The organism is Corynebacterium variabile (genome assembly GCF_006539825.1).
Lineage (GTDB): Bacteria > Actinomycetota > Actinomycetes > Mycobacteriales > Mycobacteriaceae > Corynebacterium > Corynebacterium variabile.
In genome coordinates this window covers 23920-42032 of the sequence record NZ_BJNT01000008.1, presented here as the reverse complement: position 1 = coordinate 42032, position 18113 = coordinate 23920, and the positions used below count along the sequence as shown (strand labels likewise).

The window sequence follows — 18113 nt, the reverse complement described above, 5'->3', positions numbered from 1 at the left end:
GCTGCTGCCCACACCACTCGTCGCGGCTACGATCGGGCGTCATGGATTCAGACACTCCGATGCCCGCGACCGTGGCGGCTCTTCCCCCGGTCGCCGCGAAGATCCCGCACACCCGCTCCTTCCACGGCCGTGAGTTCCACGACGACTACGAGTGGCTCCGGGAGAAGGAGAACCCGGCGGTCCGCGAGTACCTCGAGGCGGAGAACGCCTTCACCGACGCACGCACTGCCCACCTCAAGCCGCTGGAGGACGCCATCTTCGGCGAGGTGAAGGAGCGTATCCGCGAGACCGACATGTCCCTGCCGGTCCGCGCCGGGCGCTACTGGTACTTCTCCCGCACCGAGGAGGGCAAGAGCTACGGCATCTCCAGCCGTATCCCTGTCGATGACGCCACCCCGTGGACCCCGCCCGAGATTGTGCCGGGGGAACCGGCGCCGGATGAGGAGGTCATCCTCGACAGCAATGAGCTCGCCGAGGGCCACGAATTCTTCAGTCTCGGTGCGACGAGCGTGACTCTCGACGGCCGTTACCTCGCGTACTCCGTCGACCTGGCCGGCGACGAGCGTTATGATCTGCGGATCAAGGATCTCGCCGCGGGGGAACTGCTGGACGACGAGATCCCCGGTATCTCCTCCGGCGCGACGTGGGTCGGCGACGACTATCTCTTCTACCAGCGGGTGGACGAGGCCTGGCGTCCCCACGAGGTGTGGCGTCACCATATCGGCAGCCCGGTCAGTGAGGACGTCTGCATCTTCCGGGAGGAGGACGAGCACTACTGGGTCGGGGTCGGGGTGACCCGCTCCGAGCGGTTCCTGCTGGTCTCCGCGGCCTCGAAGACGACCAGTGAGTCCTGGTACCTCGATCTCGGCGCCGACGGGGAGAACGCCGACGGTGAGCTGACCTGCATCCGCCCGCGGGAACAGGGTGTGCAGTACGACGTCGACCATGCGGTCGTCGGTGGGGAGGACCACTGGCTGGTGCTCCACGACTCGCTCGACAAGCGGCCCAACGGCGAGCTGGGACGCTGCCCGGTCGGTCCGATCATCGATCTGGACGCGCTGACGGTCATGGTGGAGCACCGTGACGACCGTCGTGTCGAAGGTGTGGATGTCTTCGCCGACCACATCGTGCTCGCCACCCGCGACGACGCCATCGAGAAGCTCTCGCTGATGATGCTCGGCGGTAGTGACGGTGAGGACGCCACGGGCTGGGGCACTTTCGAACCCATCACCTTCGACGAGGAGCTGTACTCCGCCGGCAGTACCGGGAACGCGGAGTGGGAGTCCCCGGTGCTCCGGGTCAGCTACACCAGTTACGTCACCCCGGGGCAGGTGTGGGAGATCGACCTGGCGTCCGGCGAGCGGACGCTGCGCAAGCAGCAGGAGGTCCTCGGTGATGTGGATCTGTCGCTGTACACGGCGTCCCGCCGCTGGGTGACCGCCACCGACGGTGCGGACATCCCGGTCTCGCTGATCCACCGCACCGATGTGCCGCTGGACCGGGTCAATCCCGTGCTGCTCTACGGCTACGGCTCCTACGAGGCCTGCATGGACCCGTATTTCTCGGTGTTCCGCCTGTCGATGCTGGACCGCGGCGTGGTCTACGCCGTCGCGCACGTCCGTGGCGGTGGCGAGATGGGCCGTGCCTGGTATGAGCAGGGCAAGGAACTGCACAAGAAGACGACCTTCACCGACTTCATCGACGTGGCCGACAACCTGATCGCCGCCGGGATGACGACCCGCGAGCGGATGGTCGCCGAGGGCGGGTCCGCCGGTGGCCTGCTCATGGGCGCGGTGGCGAACATGGCCCCGGACCGGTTCGTCGGAATCGAGGCCGTGGTGCCGTTCGTGGATCCGCTGACCTCGATCCTCATGCCCGAGCTGCCGCTGACCGTCACCGAGTGGGAGGAATGGGGAGACCCGTACCACGATGCCGGGGTGTACGACTACATGGCGACCTACGCGCCCTACGAGAATGTGACGGCGCAGAAGTACCCGTCGATCCTCGCGGTCAGCGGCTTCAACGACACGCGCGTGCTCTACGTGGAGCCGAGCAAGTGGGTGGCGAAACTGCGGGAGACGGCGTTGCCGGAGTCCGGGGAGATCCTGCTGAAGACCGACATGTCTTCCGGGCACGGGGGAGTGTCCGGACGCTACGCCAAGTGGCACCAGACTTCCTTCGAGATCGCCTGGGAACTGGACCTGATGGGTGCCACCGAACGTCTCTGAGGATCTGCCTGAATCACCCCCGGTGTCCGCCTGGCGGACACCGGGTTTCACGTTCTGACCAGTTTATGACCATATACTGGGATAACGATGTGAGTGAATATCGTTCATGTGAGGTGGTGTGATCGTGCCCATACCTGATCGGCGGGGGGACCGGTACGGAACCGAGGAAGAATCTTTTGGAGAGGGGGTCGGACGGGGGTAGATTCTTGCGACTATGAGCAGTCAAGAGTCTCCGGAACAGGACGCCACCACCGCGTCCTCCGCCGCCGCATCACCGGCAGTGAAGCCGAAGAAGAAGATCAACAAGAGCCAGTGGCTCTACATCACCGTCATCATCGCGATTGTCGCGGGCGTCATCCTGGGGCTCGTTGCCCCGGGCGTGGCATCGAACGTCAAGTTCCTCGGAACGATGTTCGTCAACCTGATCAAGATGATGATCGCGCCGATCATCTTCTGCACTATCGTCGTCGGCGTCGGTCATGTCCGTGAAGCAGCGACAGTGGGTAAGGCCGGCGGCATGGCCCTGGTCTACTTCATCATTATGTCGACCTTCGCCCTGGCCATCGGCCTGCTCGTGGGCAACCTCCTTGACCCGGGCAATGGGCTGAGCATCGCCCCGGGTGACTCCGACAAGTACCCGGGCGGCGAGCAGAAGAGTGACGGTGTCCAGGGGATTATCGAGGAGATCATCCCGGACACCATGGTGTCCTCCCTGACTTCCGGCGAGATCCTGCAGGCCCTGTTCATCGCTCTGCTCGTCGGTTTCGCCGTCCAGGCCATGCCGAACAAGGTCGCCGGCCCGGTGCTCTACGCCGTGGAGCTCGGTCAGCAGGTCGTCTTCAAGGTCATGGCGATGGTTCTGTGGGTCGCCCCGATCGGTGCCTTCGGCGCGATGGCCGGTGTCGTCGGCGAGACCGGTATGGACGCCGTCTGGAGCCTGATGAAGCTCATGCTCGCGTTCTGGATCACCTGCATCCTCTTCATCACGATGGTGCTGGGCACGATGCTCAAGACCGTGACCGGGCTCAGCATCTTCAAGCTGCTGCGCTACCTCGGCAGCGAGTACCTGCTCATCTTCGGCACCTCGTCCTCCGAGTCCGCGCTGCCGCAGCTCATCGACAAGATGGGCTTCGCCGGTGTGGACAAGTCCACTGTCGGCATCGTCGTGCCGACCGGCTACTCCTTCAACCTGGACGGCACCGCGATCTACCTCACCATGTCTTCGATCTTCATCGCCGAGGCGATGGACATGCCGATGAGCATCGGTGAGCAGGTCAGCCTCATGATCATCATGATCATCGCGTCCAAGGGTGCTGCAGGCGTCTCCGGTGCAGGTATCGCGACCCTGGCCGCAGGTCTGCAGGCGCACGAGCCGCAGATGCTCTCCGGTGTGGACACGATCCTCGGTATCGACAAGTTCATGTCGGAGGCCCGGTCGCTGACGAACTTCACCGGTAACGCGGTCGCCACCTTCCTTGTCGGCAAGTGGACGAAGTCCATCGACCTGCAGCGTGCCCACGATGTCCTCGACCGCAAGGTGGAATACACCTCGAGTGAAGTCGCGGAGCAGACGCCGGTCGAGGCTTTCGTCGGTGCCAACCCGCAGCCGGCGGTCCAGGAACCCCAGACCGAGATCTGGAAGCCCTGACCTGACCTGCAGTGCGACCCGCTGAACCGGGGTCGTCCCCACCCTCCTGTGAGCCCACGGGAGCAGGGGACGGCCCCGGTTCGCTCTGTCCGGGCCAACCGGTAAGGTTGTGCCTGTTCAGCAACCCAGATCGCCCACCCCAGATCACCAACCCAGACTTATGGAGAGAATCACCGTGGCCCGAGTCGTAGTCAATGTCATGCCGAAGGCGGAGATCCTGGACCCCCAGGGCCAGGCCGTCGTCCGAGCCCTGGGACGCATCGGCGTCAGTGGAGTCGCTGACGTGCGCCAGGGCAAGCGCTTCGAGCTCGAGGTCGACGGCACCGTGACCGCCGAGGACCTCGACCGGATCGCCTCCACCCTGCTGGCGAACACCGTCATCGAGGACTACGAGGTCGTCACCGCCGAGCTCGCCGGGGAGAACAAGTAATGGCAGCCCGTATCGGTGTCATCACCTTCCCCGGCACCCTCGACGATGTCGACGCGGCCCGCGCCGTGACCATCGCCGGTGCCGAGGCCGTCAGCCTGTGGCACGCGGACGCCGACCTCAGGGACGTCGACGCCGTCGTCGTCCCCGGTGGCTTCTCCTACGGTGACTACCTGCGTTCCGGCGCCATCGCCGCCCAGGCTCCCGTCATGCGCTCCGTCGTCGAGCGTGCGAACGCCGGCATGCCTGTCCTGGGCATCTGCAACGGCTTTCAGATCCTCACCGAGGCGGGCCTGCTCCCCGGCGCCCTGACCCGCAACCAGGGTCTGCACTTCCACTGCACGGATGCCTGGCTCGAGGTCGCCGACACTTCCACCGCCTGGACCTCCACCTTCACTGAGGGTCAGAAGATCCTCATCCCGTCCAAGCACGGTGAGGGACGCTTCCAGGCCTCCGCCGAGACCGTCGCCGAGCTGGAGGCCGAGGGCCGCGTGGTCTTCCGCTACACCGACAACGTCAACGGTTCGGTCAACGGCATCGCCGGTGTCAGCTCCGCGAACGGCCGCGTCGTCGGCCTCATGCCGCACCCTGAGCACGCCGTGGAGAATCTCACCGGCCCGTCGCTCGACGGTCTGCAGCTGTTCCTGTCCGCCGTCGGCTCCGTCGCCGCCTGATCCGCCGCGTCTTCGCAAGGGAGAACAATGACTGTCCACAACGACACCGTCGCCAACGCCGTAGCCACCCCGGATCTTGAGCAGCCCTGGGCCGAGCTCGGCCTCAAGGAGGACGAGTACGGCCGCATCCGGGATATCCTCGGACGCCGCCCCACCGCCGCGGAGCTCGCCATGTACTCCGTGATGTGGTCCGAGCACTGCTCCTACAAGTCCTCCAAGACCCACCTGCGCTACTTCGGTGAGACCACCACCGAGGAGATGCAGTCCAAGATGCTCGCCGGCATCGGCGAGAACGCCGGCGTCATCGACATCGGAGACGGCAACGCCGTCACCTTCAAGGTCGAGTCCCACAACCACCCGTCCTACGTCGAGCCCTACCAGGGTGCGGCCACCGGCGTCGGCGGCATCGTCCGCGACATCATGGCCATGGGTGCGAGGCCCGTCGCCGTCATGGACCAGCTGCGCTTCGGTGCGGCAGACGCCCCGGACACCCAGCGCGTCCTGCCGGGTGTCGTCGCCGGCGTCGGCGGCTACGGCAACTGCCTCGGCCTGCCGAACCTCGGCGGCGAGACCGTCTTCGACGCCTCCTACGCCGGTAACCCGCTGGTCAACGCCCTGTGTGTCGGCACGCTGAAGGTCGAGGACCTCAAGCTGGCCTTCGCCTCCGGTACCGGCAACCGCGTCATCCTCTTCGGTTCCCGCACCGGTCTCGACGGCATCGGCGGCGTGTCCGTGCTCGCCTCCGACACTTTCGAGGAGGGCGCCGAGCGCAAGCTCCCCGCCGTCCAGGTCGGCGACCCCTTCGCCGAGAAGGTGCTCATCGAGTGCTGCCTCGACCTCTACCACGCCGGTGTGGTCGTCGGTATCCAGGACCTCGGCGGTGCGGGCCTGTCCTGCGCCACCGCCGAGCTCGCCGCCGCCGGTGACGGTGGCATGCACATCAACCTCGACAATGTGCACCTGCGCGCCGAGAACATGTCCGCCGCGGACATCCTCTCCTCGGAGTCCCAGGAGCGCATGATGGCCGTCGTCACGCCGGACAACGTCGACGCCTTCATGGAGATCTGCGCCAAGTGGGAGGTCATCGCCTCCGACCTCGGTGAGGTCACCGACGGCGAGCACCTCGTCATCGAGCACCAGGGTGAGGTCGTCGTCGACGCCGACGCCGCCTCCATGGCGGACGAGGGCCCGGTTTACGAGCGCCCCTACGCGAAGCCGGATACCCAGGACTCCCTCAACGAGACCCCTGATCTGGCCCGCCCGACGTCCGCCGATGAGCTGCGCCAGACCGTGCTCGACCTCGCCGCAAGCCCCGCGCTGTGCTCCCGTGCGTACATCACCGAGCAGTACGACCGCTACGTCCGCGGTAACACGGTCCTGGCGAAGGACGCCGACGGTGGCGTCCTGCGTATCGACGAGGAGACCGGACGCGGCATCGCCGTGGCCACCGACGCCTCCGGCCGGTACACCAAGCTGGACCCGAACACCGGCGCCCGCCTGGCCCTGGCCGAGGCGTTCCGCAACGTCTCCGTCACCGGCGCGACCCCGGTCGCCCTGTCCAACTGCCTGAACTTCGGTTCCCCGGAGGACGCCGGCGTGATGTGGCAGTTCCGCGAGGCCGTCCACGGTCTGGCCGACGGTGCCGCCGAGCTCGGTATCCCGGTCACCGGCGGCAACGTCTCCTTCTACAACCAGACCGGCTCCGACCCGATCCTGCCGACCCCGGTCATCGCCGTGCTCGGCACCATCGACGACGTCGCCACCCGCATCCCGGCCCAGGCACCGGCAGGGGAGTACACCCTGCTGCTGGCCGGTAAGGCCACCGCCGACGAGCTCGGTGGTTCCATCTGGCAGCAGGTCGCCCACTCCACCCTCGCCGGTCTGCCGCCGCAGGTCGACCTCGCCGACGAGCAGAAGCTGGGTGCGGCGCTGTCCGCGCTGCGCGGCACCGTCGCTTCCGCCCACGACCTCTCCGAGGGTGGCCTGTCCCAGGCGCTCGTCGAGTTCGCCGTCCAGGCCGGTGCCGCCGTGTCCGTCGACCCGGTTGTGTCGCTGGCCTCCGACGCAGCTGCCGGCGATGCCGTGGCAGACACCTTCACCGCGCTGTTCTCCGAGACCGCGTCCCGCGTCCTCGTGGCTGTCGCCGCCGACAAGGCCGCGGAGGCGGAGTCCGTCTTCGCCGCCAACGGTGTGCCCGTGGTCACCCTCGGTAAGGCCGTCGTCTCCGGCGACGCCACCGACGTCGAGGGTCAGGTCATCGAGGTGACCACCGAGGGTGCGTCCTTCACCCTGCCGGTCGCCGAGGCGAAGTCCGCGTGGGAGGGCACCCTTCCGGGGCTGTTCAGCCACGCCGTCGGAGCGAACTCCGTGGTCGACTAGACCACCTGACGGGGATTCTTCCCCGCGCTCCCGTGCCCCGGTGTCCCCCCGTGTCGACTATCGTCGCGGGGGACACAGTGTTTTTCTGACAAAAACACCCCGGATTCAAAGGAGCGCGCGCCATGGGCCACTACGACCTCTACTCCTCACTCGGCTTGGACCGGTCGGCGCCACCGGACGCCCTCGCCGCTGAACTGGACCAACGCATTGCCTGGGCACAGTCACAGAACCCTGCGGCACTCGAGGAACTGACCTGCGCCCGGACGATCCTCGGGGACGGCGCCCGGCGCACCACCTACGACCGGATGCTCGACAATCCCGCCGGCCCGCCGGTCACCGCCGACACCCTGCGCCAGCTCGCGGCGTCCGCCCCCGGTGGCAGCCTCTCCGGACCCGCCGGACCCACCGGTGCTCCGTCGGGAGGACGCGGCGCCCTGCGGATCCTCGTGCCGGTCGTCGCCCTGCTGGTCGGTCTCGGGCTCGGCGCCGGCGCTGTGGCCCTGTTCAACGGCGGTGACGGGGACTCCGGACACGTCATCTCCACCGGCGACCGCGAGGCGGTCGAGTCGATGACCCGGGAGTTCATCGCCCTGGGCAGCAGTGATGAGGCGGCTGACTGGGCGGAGGACCACTTCGACCCACGGGTCCGTGACGAGCTCACCGAGGAGCTCGGCGCCAGCGGCAGCCTGCGGGATTTCACGGGAATGGAGGACCTTTTCGGGGGTGCAGGGCTGTCCTCCGGCTCCGCCACGGAGTTCAGTTCGGTCGTCGCCTACGAGGCCTCCGCCTCGGGGACCACCGTGCAGGACGCCCTTGACGCCCTGTCCAGCGAGCAGAACTTCAGGACCGAGGAGATGGACTCCTCGTTGATGGTCCCCGTCCTCGACCGCAGTGACCGGGCGCTCGGGTTCGTGGTCTTCATCGACGACGGTGACGACTACCGGGTCGCAGGGTTCGTGGCTGCGGGAGTGGTCGGTGACTCCGGATACGGGTGGGACGCCTGACCCCCCGCGCCACCTCCGATGAATGGACCCGGGTGAGTGTTTTGTTAGTTTTGGTGGGAATTGACGTCAGTCTGGATTGAGGAGAAACCGTGCCAGAGAATCCGTGGGGCAGTACCGGCAGCGGTGAGACCCGGCAATGGGTGCCCGCCGCCCCGCAGGGCGCGAGCGGCCCGCAGCGTTCCGGGGGAGGGAACGGCGGCCTCATCATTGCGATCATCGCTGCCGTTCTCGCTGTCGCCCTTCTTGCCGGCGTGCTCATCTGGGTTTTCTCCCGGGGCGGCGATGACAGTGACGACCACGCCTCCCCGACGGCCCCGCGGTTCAGCGGTGTTCCGACCGTCACCGAGACGGTGACCGAGGCCCCTGCCCCCGCCCCCGCCCCCGAACCTGAGCAGCCGGAGCCGACAGTCGCCGCCCCGGACAGCGGAAGCAGCGGCAACGGTGGTGGCAGCAGCAGTGGTAACGGCGGCGGTAGTTCCGGGAGCGGTAGCTCATGGCGGGACGCCGGCCTGAACTACAACGGGTGGACCGGCTACTCCAACGCCACCTGCAACGGCAGCGACACCTGGGTCTACGCCGGAGGCAACGACTCCACCAAGGTGGTTATCTGCCGGGCGACGGCCCGGGACGGTTCCACACTGGGTCTCTACTACCGCGGTCATGCCGGCGGTCAGGGGCTGGAGCGGGACGTCGACATGAGTTCCGCCGACATCGCCGACGGCTACTTCGAGATCCCCGCGAACCCGGCGAAGCTCATCATCGACGGCGACGAGATGAAGGTCTACGAGAACGGCAGTCTGAAGAAGACCCACAGCTTCGGCCAGTGGTGGTACGACAGCCAGGCCTAGTTCACCGGCCCAGTTCACCAGCCTAGTTCACCGGGTACTGCGGCTCCTCGCGCAGCGGGCGGAACAGCGGCTCCGGCGAGTACTTCGTGCGCAGCTCACGCAGCGTGACCGCGTGCTGTTCCAGACGGCGGTCCTCCGGGGACTCCGGGGTGAACTTCCGGGCGTTCAGCGGGTTTCCGTCCATGTCCACGCCGACATAGGTCATCGAGGCGTGGATCGCCACCGGCAGGTTTCCGGTGCCCTCCCGGGGATCACCGGCGCGCAGGTGGACCGTGACGGCCATGGACCGGGTGTCGGTACGGATCAGCCGTGCCTCGACCTCCACCAGGTCGCCGATGTGGACCGGACGGTAGAAGCGGATGCCGCCGGCGTAGACCGCCACGGTCTGCTCCCCGGACCAGGCCATCGTGCAGGCTGTCGCCGCCTCGTCGATCCACTCCATGGCCGTACCACCGTGGACGTTGCCGCCCCAGTTCACGTCCGTCGGCTTGGCCATGAACCGGTGCACCATGCTCGGCCCGGTGCCTGACTCGGTGTAGCTCTGCTTGAGCATCTCCTCTTCGATGGCCTTGCGCAGTCGGACGCGGGACAGCGCGGCGTCCGCCACCCGACGTTCCTCGTCGGTCCGCGGCTCGAAGTTGGGCACCGGGGTCGACTTCCGGTTCTCGTCCATCGCCACGAAGATGACGAGGCAGTCGCAGGCGCGGGTGAAGACCAGCTCACGCGGGTCCGCCGACAGCACCTCATTGACGACGTGCATCGATGACCGGCCGGTGTAGGCGATCCGTGACCGGACCTCCACCACGTGGCCCGAGGGGATCGGCCGGGTGAAGTGGATGTGGCCGACATAGGCGGTCACACAGTAGGCACCCGACCAGCCCACGGCGCAGGCGTAGGCGCCCTTGTCGATCCATTCGAGGACGCGTCCACCGTGGACACCGTTCGCGCCCTGCATGAGTACGTCGGTCGGCGCCGCCATGAACCGCAGCGTCACGTCGGGGGAAGGGGACCGTTCCACACCGTTCACAGTTTCCGTCACCGGTTCATGCCTTCCATACGTTCCATACCTCCGTCGTGCGTCTTCATTCCTGCCATACTATGTGTCTCCGGGTGCCCCGTGCAGTGATAGGGCACACTCGTCGTGGCGTTCAACAGGCGAACCACATGCACCGACAAACACAGGACAGGGGTCACCGGTGGAGAAGACGGATCCGGCCGAGGTCAGGGAGGCACTGCTCGCCGTGCGGGACTGGGTGGACGGGGACGGGGAGCGTCCCTCCCGGGCCGCTGTCGCCGAGGCCTGCCGGCTCAGCATCGCTCTGCTCGGGGAGGACGCCCCGGGCCACAGCGTGGAGGTGCGCGTCCCCCCGTTTGCGGCGGTACAGTGCGTCGCCGGTTCGGTGCACCGACGGGGGACGCCACCCAACGTCGTCCAGTGCACTCCACGGGCCTGGCTGCGCCTGGCCACCGGGATCGACACCCTCGAGGACGCGGTGTCCGCCGGGGCAGAGGTGTCCGGGGCGCACGCCGCAGATGTCGCACACTGGCTCCCGGTGGTGGATCTGCGCCGGTGAACAGATAGGATAGGCCCGTGACTGAGACGAACGATTCCTCCCTCCCCGACAACACCGACGCCACCGGCGCGAGCTACGCCGACGCCGGTGTGGACATCGAGGCCGGTGACCGCGCGGTCGAGCTCTTCGCTCCGCTCGCGAAGAAGGCCACCCGCCCGGAGGTCCGGGGCGGTCTCGGCGGCTTCGCCGGGCTCTTCGCCCTCGGGGAGTACGACAAGCCCCTGCTCGCCGCCGGTTCTGACGGCGTGGGCACCAAGGTCGCCGTCGCGCAGGCCATGGACAAGCACGACACCATCGGCCGCGACCTCGTCGCCATGGTCGTCGACGACCTCGTCGTCTGCGGTGCCGAGCCGCTCTTCCTCCAGGACTACATCGCCATCGGCAAGGTCGTCCCCGAACACGTCGCCTCGATCGTCTCCGGTATCGCCGCAGGCTGCATCGACGCCGGCTGTGCTCTCCTCGGTGGCGAGACCGCCGAACACCCCGGCCTCATGGAGGTCGGCGAGTACGACATCTCCGCCACCGCCGTCGGTGTGGTCGAGGAGGACGAGCTGCTCGGCCCGGACCGCGTCCGCAGCGGCGACGTCGTCATCGCGATGGCCAGCTCCGGTCTGCACTCCAACGGCTACAGCCTCGCCCGCCACGTCCTGCTGGAGCAGGCCGGCCTGCCGCTCGACGGCTACGTCGCCGACTTCGGCCGCACCCTCGGTGAGGAGCTGTTGGAGCCGACCCGCATCTACGCCAAGGACTGCCTGGCACTGGCCGCCGAGTGCGATGTGCACACCTACTCCCACGTCACCGGTGGCGGCCTGGCCGCCAACCTGGCGCGCGTGATCCCTGAGGATCTCACCGCCGAGCTGGACCGCGGCACCTGGACCCCGGGCCCGGTGTTCCGCACCATCGCCCGTCTCGGCAAGGTCTCCCAGGAGGAGATGGACAAGACCTTCAACATGGGTGTCGGCATGGTCGCCGTCGTCTCCGAGGAGGACGCCGAGCGTGCTCTCGCGATGCTGACCGCGCGCCACATCGAGTGCTGGAACATCGGTCGCGTCCGCGTCGCCAAGGACGATGAGCAGGAGCGTGCCGTGCTCACCGGCGAGCACCGCCGCTAGGTCCACGTCCGACAGCAGCGCCGGGAGGTCGCTCCGCAGTAGCGGGGCGACCTCCCGGCGCTGCCTCTGTACCGGGGTCCGGGTACACCGCGACCCCGCAGGCCGGTCGAGGCGGCGTGCGGGGTCGTACGGTGATATCAGAGGCTGAATGGCCCCGGGGATGACGTCAGGAAGTCACCGGCCGGAATCGTCCGGGCCCCACTCCTCCCACTCGGCGTAGTCCTCTTCGGACGCCGCCTCATGCGGGTGTTCATTCGAGAGTTCACGCTGGAGACTGTCCAGGTCCATCTCGGGAGAGTTGTACTTGAGCTGACGGGCGACTTTCGTCTGCTTCGCCTTGGCGCGGCCGCGACCCATGGCCTACCCCCTCGGGTGTGCTCGCGCAGCGGCCAGGGATTCAACCGCCTACGCATGTGTCTAGTATCTGTTCCTGGCACCACAATAGCGGGTGTCGGCGGAAATTTCAGAACCGACCCCCTGGACACACCGTCACCTGCAGTGGAACACCGAGCGCGATCACCGCCCCTTCAACTTGTTGACCGCCGCCCGCCCCGGCCGGACCGTCTTGTCGACATGGAGGTCATCGCGGTCGATCGCCGCGTCCACCCCGTCGACCTGCAGTGGCGGGGCGGTGCCCTCGGCGACCGCCTCGACCACGGCCCGTTTCACCAGGGCCAGCGCCACCGGACCGTAGTCGGCATCCTGGACGGGGGTACCCATCCGACCCACGGTGCGTCCACCTGCGGTCACGTCTGCGCCGATGTCCGGCAGTCGCCCGGCCGAACCGTCGAGCTGGAGCAGGACGAGCAGGCGGGGCGGCCGGCCCAGATTGTGGACCCGCGAGACCGTCTCCTGACCGCGGTAGCAGCCCTTGTTGAGGTGGACCGCGGACCCGGTGGGGCCCTCGGTCGCGTCGGCCAGACGGGTCGCCCCGTCGATCCCCGTGCCGATCCAGGCGGGGACCTCGTGGGGGATGAGCCGGTCATCGGTGTCCACGCCGAGCACCGGACGACGGTCGCGTAGCCGCCAGGCGTCGACGGCGGCACCGCCGGTCGGACGGGCGCCCGTCTCGACCAGGGCGTCCCAGACAGGCTTCAGCTCCGATCGCGGCACCCAGAGGTCCGTGACGGGCACTCCGGAGGTCACCCGGGTGCGCCAGAAGTCGGCCGACGGGGCCAGTGGGGTCGTGGTCCCGGCGTGACCGGGTCCGGGGAAGTCGGGGTCGGCCTCGCGGCCCAGCAGGGACAACCGTGTCAGTTCGGGACGGCTGATCTCCACCCGGGCCCAGAAGACCATTCTGCGCAGGAAGTCCTCCAGCGCGTCGGCATGGTCTGCGGCGACATCCATGAGGACGGCGGGGGAGCCGTCGAGGTCCACGACACTGATCCCGAACTCCTGCTCCACCCGGCCCTGGGCGTCGAGCAGCAGTCCGTCGGTGGCGGTGCCGGGCTGTGCGGCGTCCACCTTCTGGGAGATGAAACCGTTGAGCCAGCTGCGTGCCTCCTCCCCGGTGACCAGCAGCGCGACCCGGTCCCAGCCGTCGGCGAGACCGGCCGATCCTTCATCGACCCGGGTCTGCTCGACCAGCGGATAGCCGTAATGGCGGGCGGTGACGGACTCCGCCCCCGAGCCGTCCTGTGTGCTTGCCGCCGCGACATGCGCGACGATCGGCGAAACTTGCGTGGCACTCACGTCACCCACTGTAGCCCCTTGCAGGTGTCCCCGCCGCAAGTCCGGCCGACGGCATCGTCCTAGGATGTCCCCATGGATGTCCCCACAACCACCTCCTCACCCCTCGGTTCCCGCGCCGTCGTCGCCGTCCACCCGTCCGGCGACGCCGCCCCGGAACTGCTCGACCCGACCCTGCCCGCGCTCTACATCGACGACCTCGCCGCGGTGCGCGGCGACGGCGTCTTCGAGACGCTCATGGTCAGGGACGGTGCGGTGCGTAACCTCGACCGTCACACCGCACGTTTCATCAACAGCGCCGCGATGCTCGACCTGCCTGCCCCAGACACCGGACGCTGGCACGCGGCCACCGACCTCGCCCTGGAGCACTGGGTGGCCTCCGGTGGTGGCGACGGGTCACTGCGCTGGATGTACTCCCGCGGCAGGGAGACCACCGGGGAGCCCACCGGCTGGGTGACCGTCGCCCCCGAGCCCCCGGCCGTCGCCCGGGGCCGGGAGCAGGGCGTGCGGGTGATGACCGCTCAGCGCGGCTACAGCCTCGACATCACGAAGGACGCCGCACCCTGGGCCCTCGTCGGCGCGAAGACCCTCTCCTATGCGGCGAACATGGCAGCGCTGCGCTACGCGAAGAGCCACGACCTCGACGACGTCATCTTCATCGGTGACGGGGAGCGGGTGCTGGAAGGCCCGACCTCCACCGTCATCATGGCGCGGGACCGCGACGGTGTGCGGGAGATCCTCACCCCGCTGCACGAGGTCGGCGTCCTCCCCGGTACCACGCAGGCGGCGATGTACCGCCTCGCCGGTGAGACCGGCTGGACCTGTTCCGAGGCTCCTCTGACCGTCGGCGATCTGCGGAACGCCGACGGTGTCTGGCTGCTGTCCTCGGTGCGCCGCTACGCCCGCGTCACGGCCCTGGACGGCACCCCCCTGGACCGTCCGGTGTGCGCCGACGAGATCGAGGACCTCGCCACGCGCGCTGCGGAAGGACGCTAGCGGGACGCTAGCCCATCACGCGGCTGAGCTCGGCGGACATCCACGGGGTCAGACCGCCGTCGGCGTCCTCGCCGCGCGCGATGCGCTCGTCGACCCAGCCGAGGTTGTTGTTCGGCATCAGACCGTAGAGCCGCTTGCCAGGGCCGAGGGTGGACGGGCCGGTCTCGGTGACCATGGTGGACGCGCTCTCGAGCTGCCAGGCGCGCTCGGTGAGCGGTTTACCGTACATGATCTCCGCCGCACCGTCGCTGTGCGCGGTGACGAGCTCGATGTTGTCCTTGAGGTCGATGCGCAGGAAGCCGGTTTCGCGGCGGTCCGGACCGACGGCCCTGCCCTCCTCGTCGAGCCGCCAGATGCGGGAGGAGTAGCTGATGTAGTTCTCGCCGTCGTGGGCGAAGACGAGCTGCTGGCCGAAGGCGTAGGGGTCGGAACCGTCGGTGGGGGCGGCATTGCCCTCTCCACGCCAGACACCGATGAGGGGGAGCAGGGCCAGCAGACCGTCGTGCAGGCTCGGGCCCTGGCGCAGGTTGGCCGTGTCCTCTGCGACGGGGAGGTCGCCGAGGGAGGGGATGTTGCGGTCCGCGGTGTTCCTCGCCTGTTCGGCGGCGCGGGCGACGGCCTCGTTGCCGTCGATGGAGGGGGTCTCGGGGGAGTCACTCATGGCGTCCAGCATACGGAACGCCGGTGGTACCTCCGGAAGCCCCTAGAAGCCGGCCTGCTCGTCCTCGCCCAGCGGTGCCGAGCGCGGCGCCAGATCAGAGATGCTGACCCGGGTGAAGTTCTGCTCCGCCTCGATGTACAGGGCTCCGCCGTTGACGTACACCCGGCCCGGTTTCGTCCGCAGCGGCAGACTCACGCCCGGAATCTCCAGGGTGAAGGCGTCCATCACACGGTCCCGGGTCGCGTCGTCGAGGGCGTTCTTCTTCCCGTCGCCACGGGAGGAGTCCCCGTCGACCGAACGGATCCCGGTCGGCAGCAGACGGACATCACCCTCCCAGACGCGCAGCCGCATCCCGACGTCCACCGGGCCGTCGATGCCGGGCACGTTGTCCGGCGTGGCGGTGAAGTAGGCCTCGGTCTCCCAGCCGCCGGAGGGGGAGATGTCCTCCACACCCTGGATGTTGAGGTCGGAGAAGCCGTCCGCACCGTTGGCACCGCCGGTCATCAGGCCACCGAGGGCCACCGGGTCCAGCTGCAGCCGGGTGAAGAACTTGCGGGCCGGGGCATCCTCGAAGTCACCGGAGAGGATCTCGTCGCGGGTCAGCGTCAGCTTCTGCGCCGAGGAGGTCACCGACACCCGGGCGAATCCGGGGACCTCGATATCGCGGGCCTCCACCGACACCGAGGTGAGCTCGTGGGACCACAGGGACGCGGTGACCGGCATGCCGCCGACCTGTACGGCCGGGGGAGCCGCGAGCTTCGAGTCGTGGAGGATGCGCTGCGAGACCTCGTGCTCGACCTTCGCGGCCAGGAGACTGTCGCCGACCACGGCCACCCCGGCCAGCGCGAGAACAGTCACGACGACGGTCACCAGGACACGCACCGGGCGGCGGGTGCTGCGTGTGCTGTCCTGGCTACGGCGGGCTTCGGCCTGCTCTGGCTCAACGGTCTCGGTCACCGGTCCAGCATAGAGGAGCGTCGGACGTCGACGGGTGTGATGGCACGCAGACGGCGCGCCCGCCGTGTTACGGGCACGTTTCCGGAGTTTTTCGCCTCGCCTCTCGATGAGAGAGCCACTTTCCACCCGTGTAATCTCGTGGTGGTCACAGAGAAATCGACGTGAAGTGGGAAGGACGCCGGCCGTGAAACTGACCGTGCTCTCGGAGAAGGACGACATCGCGCAGGTCCTGCCTTCTCTGGCTCTGCTGTCCCATGAGACCGTGCTGTTGGACTCGTCCGCAGCCTCCGTCCGTGAGGTCGGGGACGCGGAGATCGTCCTCATCGACGTCACCGGCCGGAACCTGCTGGGTATCCGCGACCTCTGCCGCTCCGTCGCCGCCGCGTACCCCGCCCTCCCGGTGGCCGTCGCGATCGAGGAGACCAGCGTCATCGCCCTCGACGGCTCCTGGGCGGTGGATGACTTCATCCTCCCCACCGCCACCCCCACCGAGGTGGACGCCCGGCTGCGGATGCTCATGACGCGACGTCCGGTGCCCGTCGAGGAGGCCGAGGACAGTCAGGTTGCCTCCATCGGCGGACTCATCGTCGACGAGGTCACCTACGTCGCCCGCGTGGAGGGGCGCCCCCTCGACCTCACCTACAAGGAGTTCGAGCTCCTCTACTTCCTCGTCAAGCACGCCGGACGCGTCTTCAGCCGCGAACAGCTGCTCCAGGACGTGTGGGGCTACGACTACTTCGGCGGCACCCGTACCGTCGACGTGCATGTCCGCCGACTGCGCGCCAAGCTCGGCCACGACTACGAGAAGGTCATCGCCACCGTGCGTAATGTGGGCTACAAGGCAGTGGACATCAGCGCAGACGGGAGATAGCGGTGGACAGTTACCGGTGGATCGAGGACGGGCCCGCAGGACAGCAGAAGATCTGGCGGGACGGGCTCGCTGAGCTGCTCGACGCCGTCTCCGCGGCAGACGGGGTTCCCGCACTCTCGGAGGAGTTCGTCCGGGCGCTCGAGGAGGGGACCGGTCACCGGCACCTACTCGCCTTCGACGGCACCGGTGGTACGGAACGCCCCATCGGCGTCCTCGCCGTGGATGTCCCTGACGTATCCGACGCCGGAGGTACCGCCGAGATCGCCGTGCACCCCGACTTCCGTCGTCGCGGTACCGCCGCCGGTCTGCTGCGCGAGGCAGGCCGGGGCCTGGATCCGGAGGCCCAGTTCAGCATCTGGGCCCACGGCAACCTCGACGCCGCCCGGGGGCTCGCCGCCGGCCGCGGCGCCCGCACCGTGCGCGAGCTGCTGAAGATGACCGTGTACTGCGGTCCCGACGATCCGGCACGCGCATCACTGGTGGAGGGGGCGGCTGCCGCGCCGACCAGTGTGTCGGATGCAGGGCTCGAACTCCTCGACTACCCGGCGGCGTGTGAGGAGTTCGGGGCGGACCTGGTCGACGCCGAGTGGCTCCGCGTCAACAACGAGGCCTTCGCCTGGCATCCGGAACAGGGCGGTTGGGACATCGACCGGCTGCGGCGGGCGAGGGAGACCGACTGGTTCGACCCGCACGGCGTCCTGATGCTGTGGAGCCGTGACGACAACCAGGGGCCGCAGTGCGCCGGCGTGCACTGGACGAAGTTCCCGGCGGGGGACACCCACGGCGAGGTCTACGTGATCTGTCTCGCGGATGCCGTCCGCGGCAGGGGTCTCGGCGGCCCGTTCACCCTGGCGGGCATCGGGTACCTCATCGACGCCGGTGCGCAGGCCGTCGACCTCTACGTCGAGGGCGACAACACCCCGGCTGTGGCGACCTACCGGCGGCTCGGTTTCGAGATCGTCCACCGGGACGTCGTCTACCGCGGCATGGTGTAGCGGGGGTACGGCGGGGAACAGCGAGGAACCCCCACTGCAGTTCACGGAGA

17 protein-coding genes are annotated in these 18113 nt (G+C 68.2%); 12 read left to right on the top strand and 5 right to left on the bottom strand.

The window, feature by feature from the left end; translation table 11 throughout:
- Positions 1–41: 41 nt before the first annotated feature.
- The 7 genes from CVA01_RS05580 to CVA01_RS05550 all read left to right on the top strand — a co-directional run bounded on the left by CVA01_RS05580 (position 42) and on the right by CVA01_RS05550 (position 9208).
- A complete protein-coding gene (locus CVA01_RS05580) occupies positions 42–2228 on the top strand; it encodes a S9 family peptidase (RefSeq protein WP_141329275.1) in 2187 nt (728 codons plus the stop codon).
- Between the two features lie 214 nt (positions 2229–2442).
- Positions 2443–3876 (top strand): cation:dicarboxylate symporter family transporter, encoded by a 1434-nt coding sequence (locus CVA01_RS05575; protein ID WP_141329273.1) that lies wholly within the window; start codon positions 2443–2445, stop codon positions 3874–3876.
- 175 nt (positions 3877–4051) lie between these two features.
- Positions 4052–4306: a phosphoribosylformylglycinamidine synthase subunit PurS gene (purS, locus tag CVA01_RS05570; protein ID WP_014009104.1), complete on the top strand. Its 255-nt coding sequence runs from the start codon at positions 4052–4054 to the stop codon at positions 4304–4306.
- Entirely contained in the window at positions 4306–4977 is a 672-nt protein-coding gene (purQ, locus tag CVA01_RS05565) for a phosphoribosylformylglycinamidine synthase subunit PurQ (protein WP_141329271.1), read from the top strand. Before purS ends, purQ begins: the two co-directional genes overlap by 1 nt.
- 27 nt (positions 4978–5004) lie before the next feature.
- The gene (gene purL / locus CVA01_RS05560) at positions 5005–7356 is read left to right on the top strand and encodes a phosphoribosylformylglycinamidine synthase subunit PurL (RefSeq protein ID WP_141329269.1); all 2352 of its coding nucleotides are present in this window, start codon (positions 5005–5007) and stop codon (positions 7354–7356) included.
- 122 nt (positions 7357–7478) lie between these two features.
- Positions 7479–8360: a hypothetical protein gene (locus CVA01_RS05555; protein ID WP_014009107.1), complete on the top strand. Its 882-nt coding sequence runs from the start codon at positions 7479–7481 to the stop codon at positions 8358–8360.
- An 89-nt stretch (positions 8361–8449) separates the two neighbouring features.
- Positions 8450–9208, top strand: coding sequence for a hypothetical protein (locus CVA01_RS05550; RefSeq protein ID WP_141329267.1), 759 nt, complete (start codon positions 8450–8452; stop codon positions 9206–9208).
- A gap of 22 nt (positions 9209–9230) precedes the next feature.
- On the opposite strand, the gene CVA01_RS05545 is transcribed toward CVA01_RS05550, so the two are convergent.
- Positions 9231–10187, bottom strand: coding sequence for an acyl-CoA thioesterase (locus CVA01_RS05545; protein WP_141329454.1), 957 nt, complete (start codon positions 10185–10187; stop codon positions 9231–9233).
- Positions 10188–10404: 217 nt separating this feature from the next.
- On the opposite strand from CVA01_RS05545, the gene CVA01_RS05540 reads away from it, so the two are divergent.
- Both CVA01_RS05540 and purM read left to right on the top strand, forming a co-directional pair.
- Entirely contained in the window at positions 10405–10782 is a 378-nt protein-coding gene (locus CVA01_RS05540) for a sterol carrier family protein (RefSeq protein ID WP_141329265.1), read from the top strand.
- Positions 10783–10799: 17 nt separating this feature from the next.
- On the top strand, positions 10800–11894 hold the full coding sequence (gene purM, locus CVA01_RS05535) for a phosphoribosylformylglycinamidine cyclo-ligase (protein ID WP_014009111.1): 1095 nt from the start codon (positions 10800–10802) through the stop codon (positions 11892–11894).
- A gap of 174 nt (positions 11895–12068) precedes the next feature.
- On the opposite strand, the gene CVA01_RS05530 is transcribed toward purM, so the two are convergent.
- Complete coding sequence (locus tag CVA01_RS05530; RefSeq protein ID WP_014009112.1) at positions 12069–12251, bottom strand: DUF3073 domain-containing protein; 183 nt, start codon at positions 12249–12251, stop codon at positions 12069–12071.
- 159 nt (positions 12252–12410) lie between these two features.
- On the bottom strand, positions 12411–13595 hold the full coding sequence (gene ygfZ, locus CVA01_RS05525; RefSeq protein ID WP_141329263.1) for a CAF17-like 4Fe-4S cluster assembly/insertion protein YgfZ: 1185 nt from the start codon (positions 13593–13595) through the stop codon (positions 12411–12413).
- A 63-nt stretch (positions 13596–13658) separates the two neighbouring features.
- Here ygfZ and CVA01_RS05520 point away from each other — a divergent pair, with 63 nt between their 5' ends.
- The gene (locus tag CVA01_RS05520; protein WP_141329261.1) at positions 13659–14579 is read left to right on the top strand and encodes an aminodeoxychorismate lyase; all 921 of its coding nucleotides are present in this window, start codon (positions 13659–13661) and stop codon (positions 14577–14579) included.
- Between the two features lie 7 nt (positions 14580–14586).
- Here the strand turns inward: CVA01_RS05520 and CVA01_RS05515 are convergent, their stop codons facing one another.
- Both CVA01_RS05515 and CVA01_RS05510 read right to left on the bottom strand, forming a co-directional pair.
- On the bottom strand, positions 14587–15240 hold the full coding sequence (locus CVA01_RS05515) for a heme-binding beta-barrel domain-containing protein (protein ID WP_041630397.1): 654 nt from the start codon (positions 15238–15240) through the stop codon (positions 14587–14589).
- 42 nt (positions 15241–15282) lie between these two features.
- Positions 15283–16197: an LmeA family phospholipid-binding protein gene (locus CVA01_RS05510; protein WP_244938167.1), complete on the bottom strand. Its 915-nt coding sequence runs from the start codon at positions 16195–16197 to the stop codon at positions 15283–15285.
- A gap of 184 nt (positions 16198–16381) precedes the next feature.
- On the opposite strand from CVA01_RS05510, the gene CVA01_RS05505 reads away from it, so the two are divergent.
- The gene (locus CVA01_RS05505) at positions 16382–17068 is read left to right on the top strand and encodes a response regulator transcription factor (RefSeq protein ID WP_141329257.1); all 687 of its coding nucleotides are present in this window, start codon (positions 16382–16384) and stop codon (positions 17066–17068) included.
- A 2-nt stretch (positions 17069–17070) separates the two neighbouring features.
- The gene (gene mshD, locus CVA01_RS05500; RefSeq protein WP_141329255.1) at positions 17071–18063 is read left to right on the top strand and encodes a mycothiol synthase; all 993 of its coding nucleotides are present in this window, start codon (positions 17071–17073) and stop codon (positions 18061–18063) included.
- Positions 18064–18113: the final 50 nt, after the last annotated feature.

What these genes read in the sequence shown, in the direction of transcription:
- CVA01_RS05580 (WP_141329275.1), top strand. Translation starts at nt 42, where the DNA reads ATGGATTCAGACACTCCGATGCCCGCGACCGTGGCGGCTCTTCCCCCG.
- CVA01_RS05575 (WP_141329273.1), top strand. Translation starts at nt 2,443, where the DNA reads ATGAGCAGTCAAGAGTCTCCGGAACAGGACGCCACCACCGCGTCCTCC.
- purQ (WP_141329271.1), top strand. Translation starts at nt 4,306, where the DNA reads ATGGCAGCCCGTATCGGTGTCATCACCTTCCCCGGCACCCTCGACGAT.
- purL (WP_141329269.1), top strand. Translation starts at nt 5,005, where the DNA reads ATGACTGTCCACAACGACACCGTCGCCAACGCCGTAGCCACCCCGGAT.
- CVA01_RS05555 (WP_014009107.1), top strand. Translation starts at nt 7,479, where the DNA reads ATGGGCCACTACGACCTCTACTCCTCACTCGGCTTGGACCGGTCGGCG.
- CVA01_RS05545 (WP_141329454.1), bottom strand. Translation starts at nt 10,187, where the DNA reads ATGGCGGCGCCGACCGACGTACTCATGCAGGGCGCGAACGGTGTCCAC.
- CVA01_RS05530 (WP_014009112.1), bottom strand. Translation starts at nt 12,251, where the DNA reads ATGGGTCGCGGCCGCGCCAAGGCGAAGCAGACGAAAGTCGCCCGTCAG.
- CVA01_RS05520 (WP_141329261.1), top strand. Translation starts at nt 13,659, where the DNA reads ATGGATGTCCCCACAACCACCTCCTCACCCCTCGGTTCCCGCGCCGTC.
- CVA01_RS05515 (WP_041630397.1), bottom strand. Translation starts at nt 15,240, where the DNA reads ATGAGTGACTCCCCCGAGACCCCCTCCATCGACGGCAACGAGGCCGTC.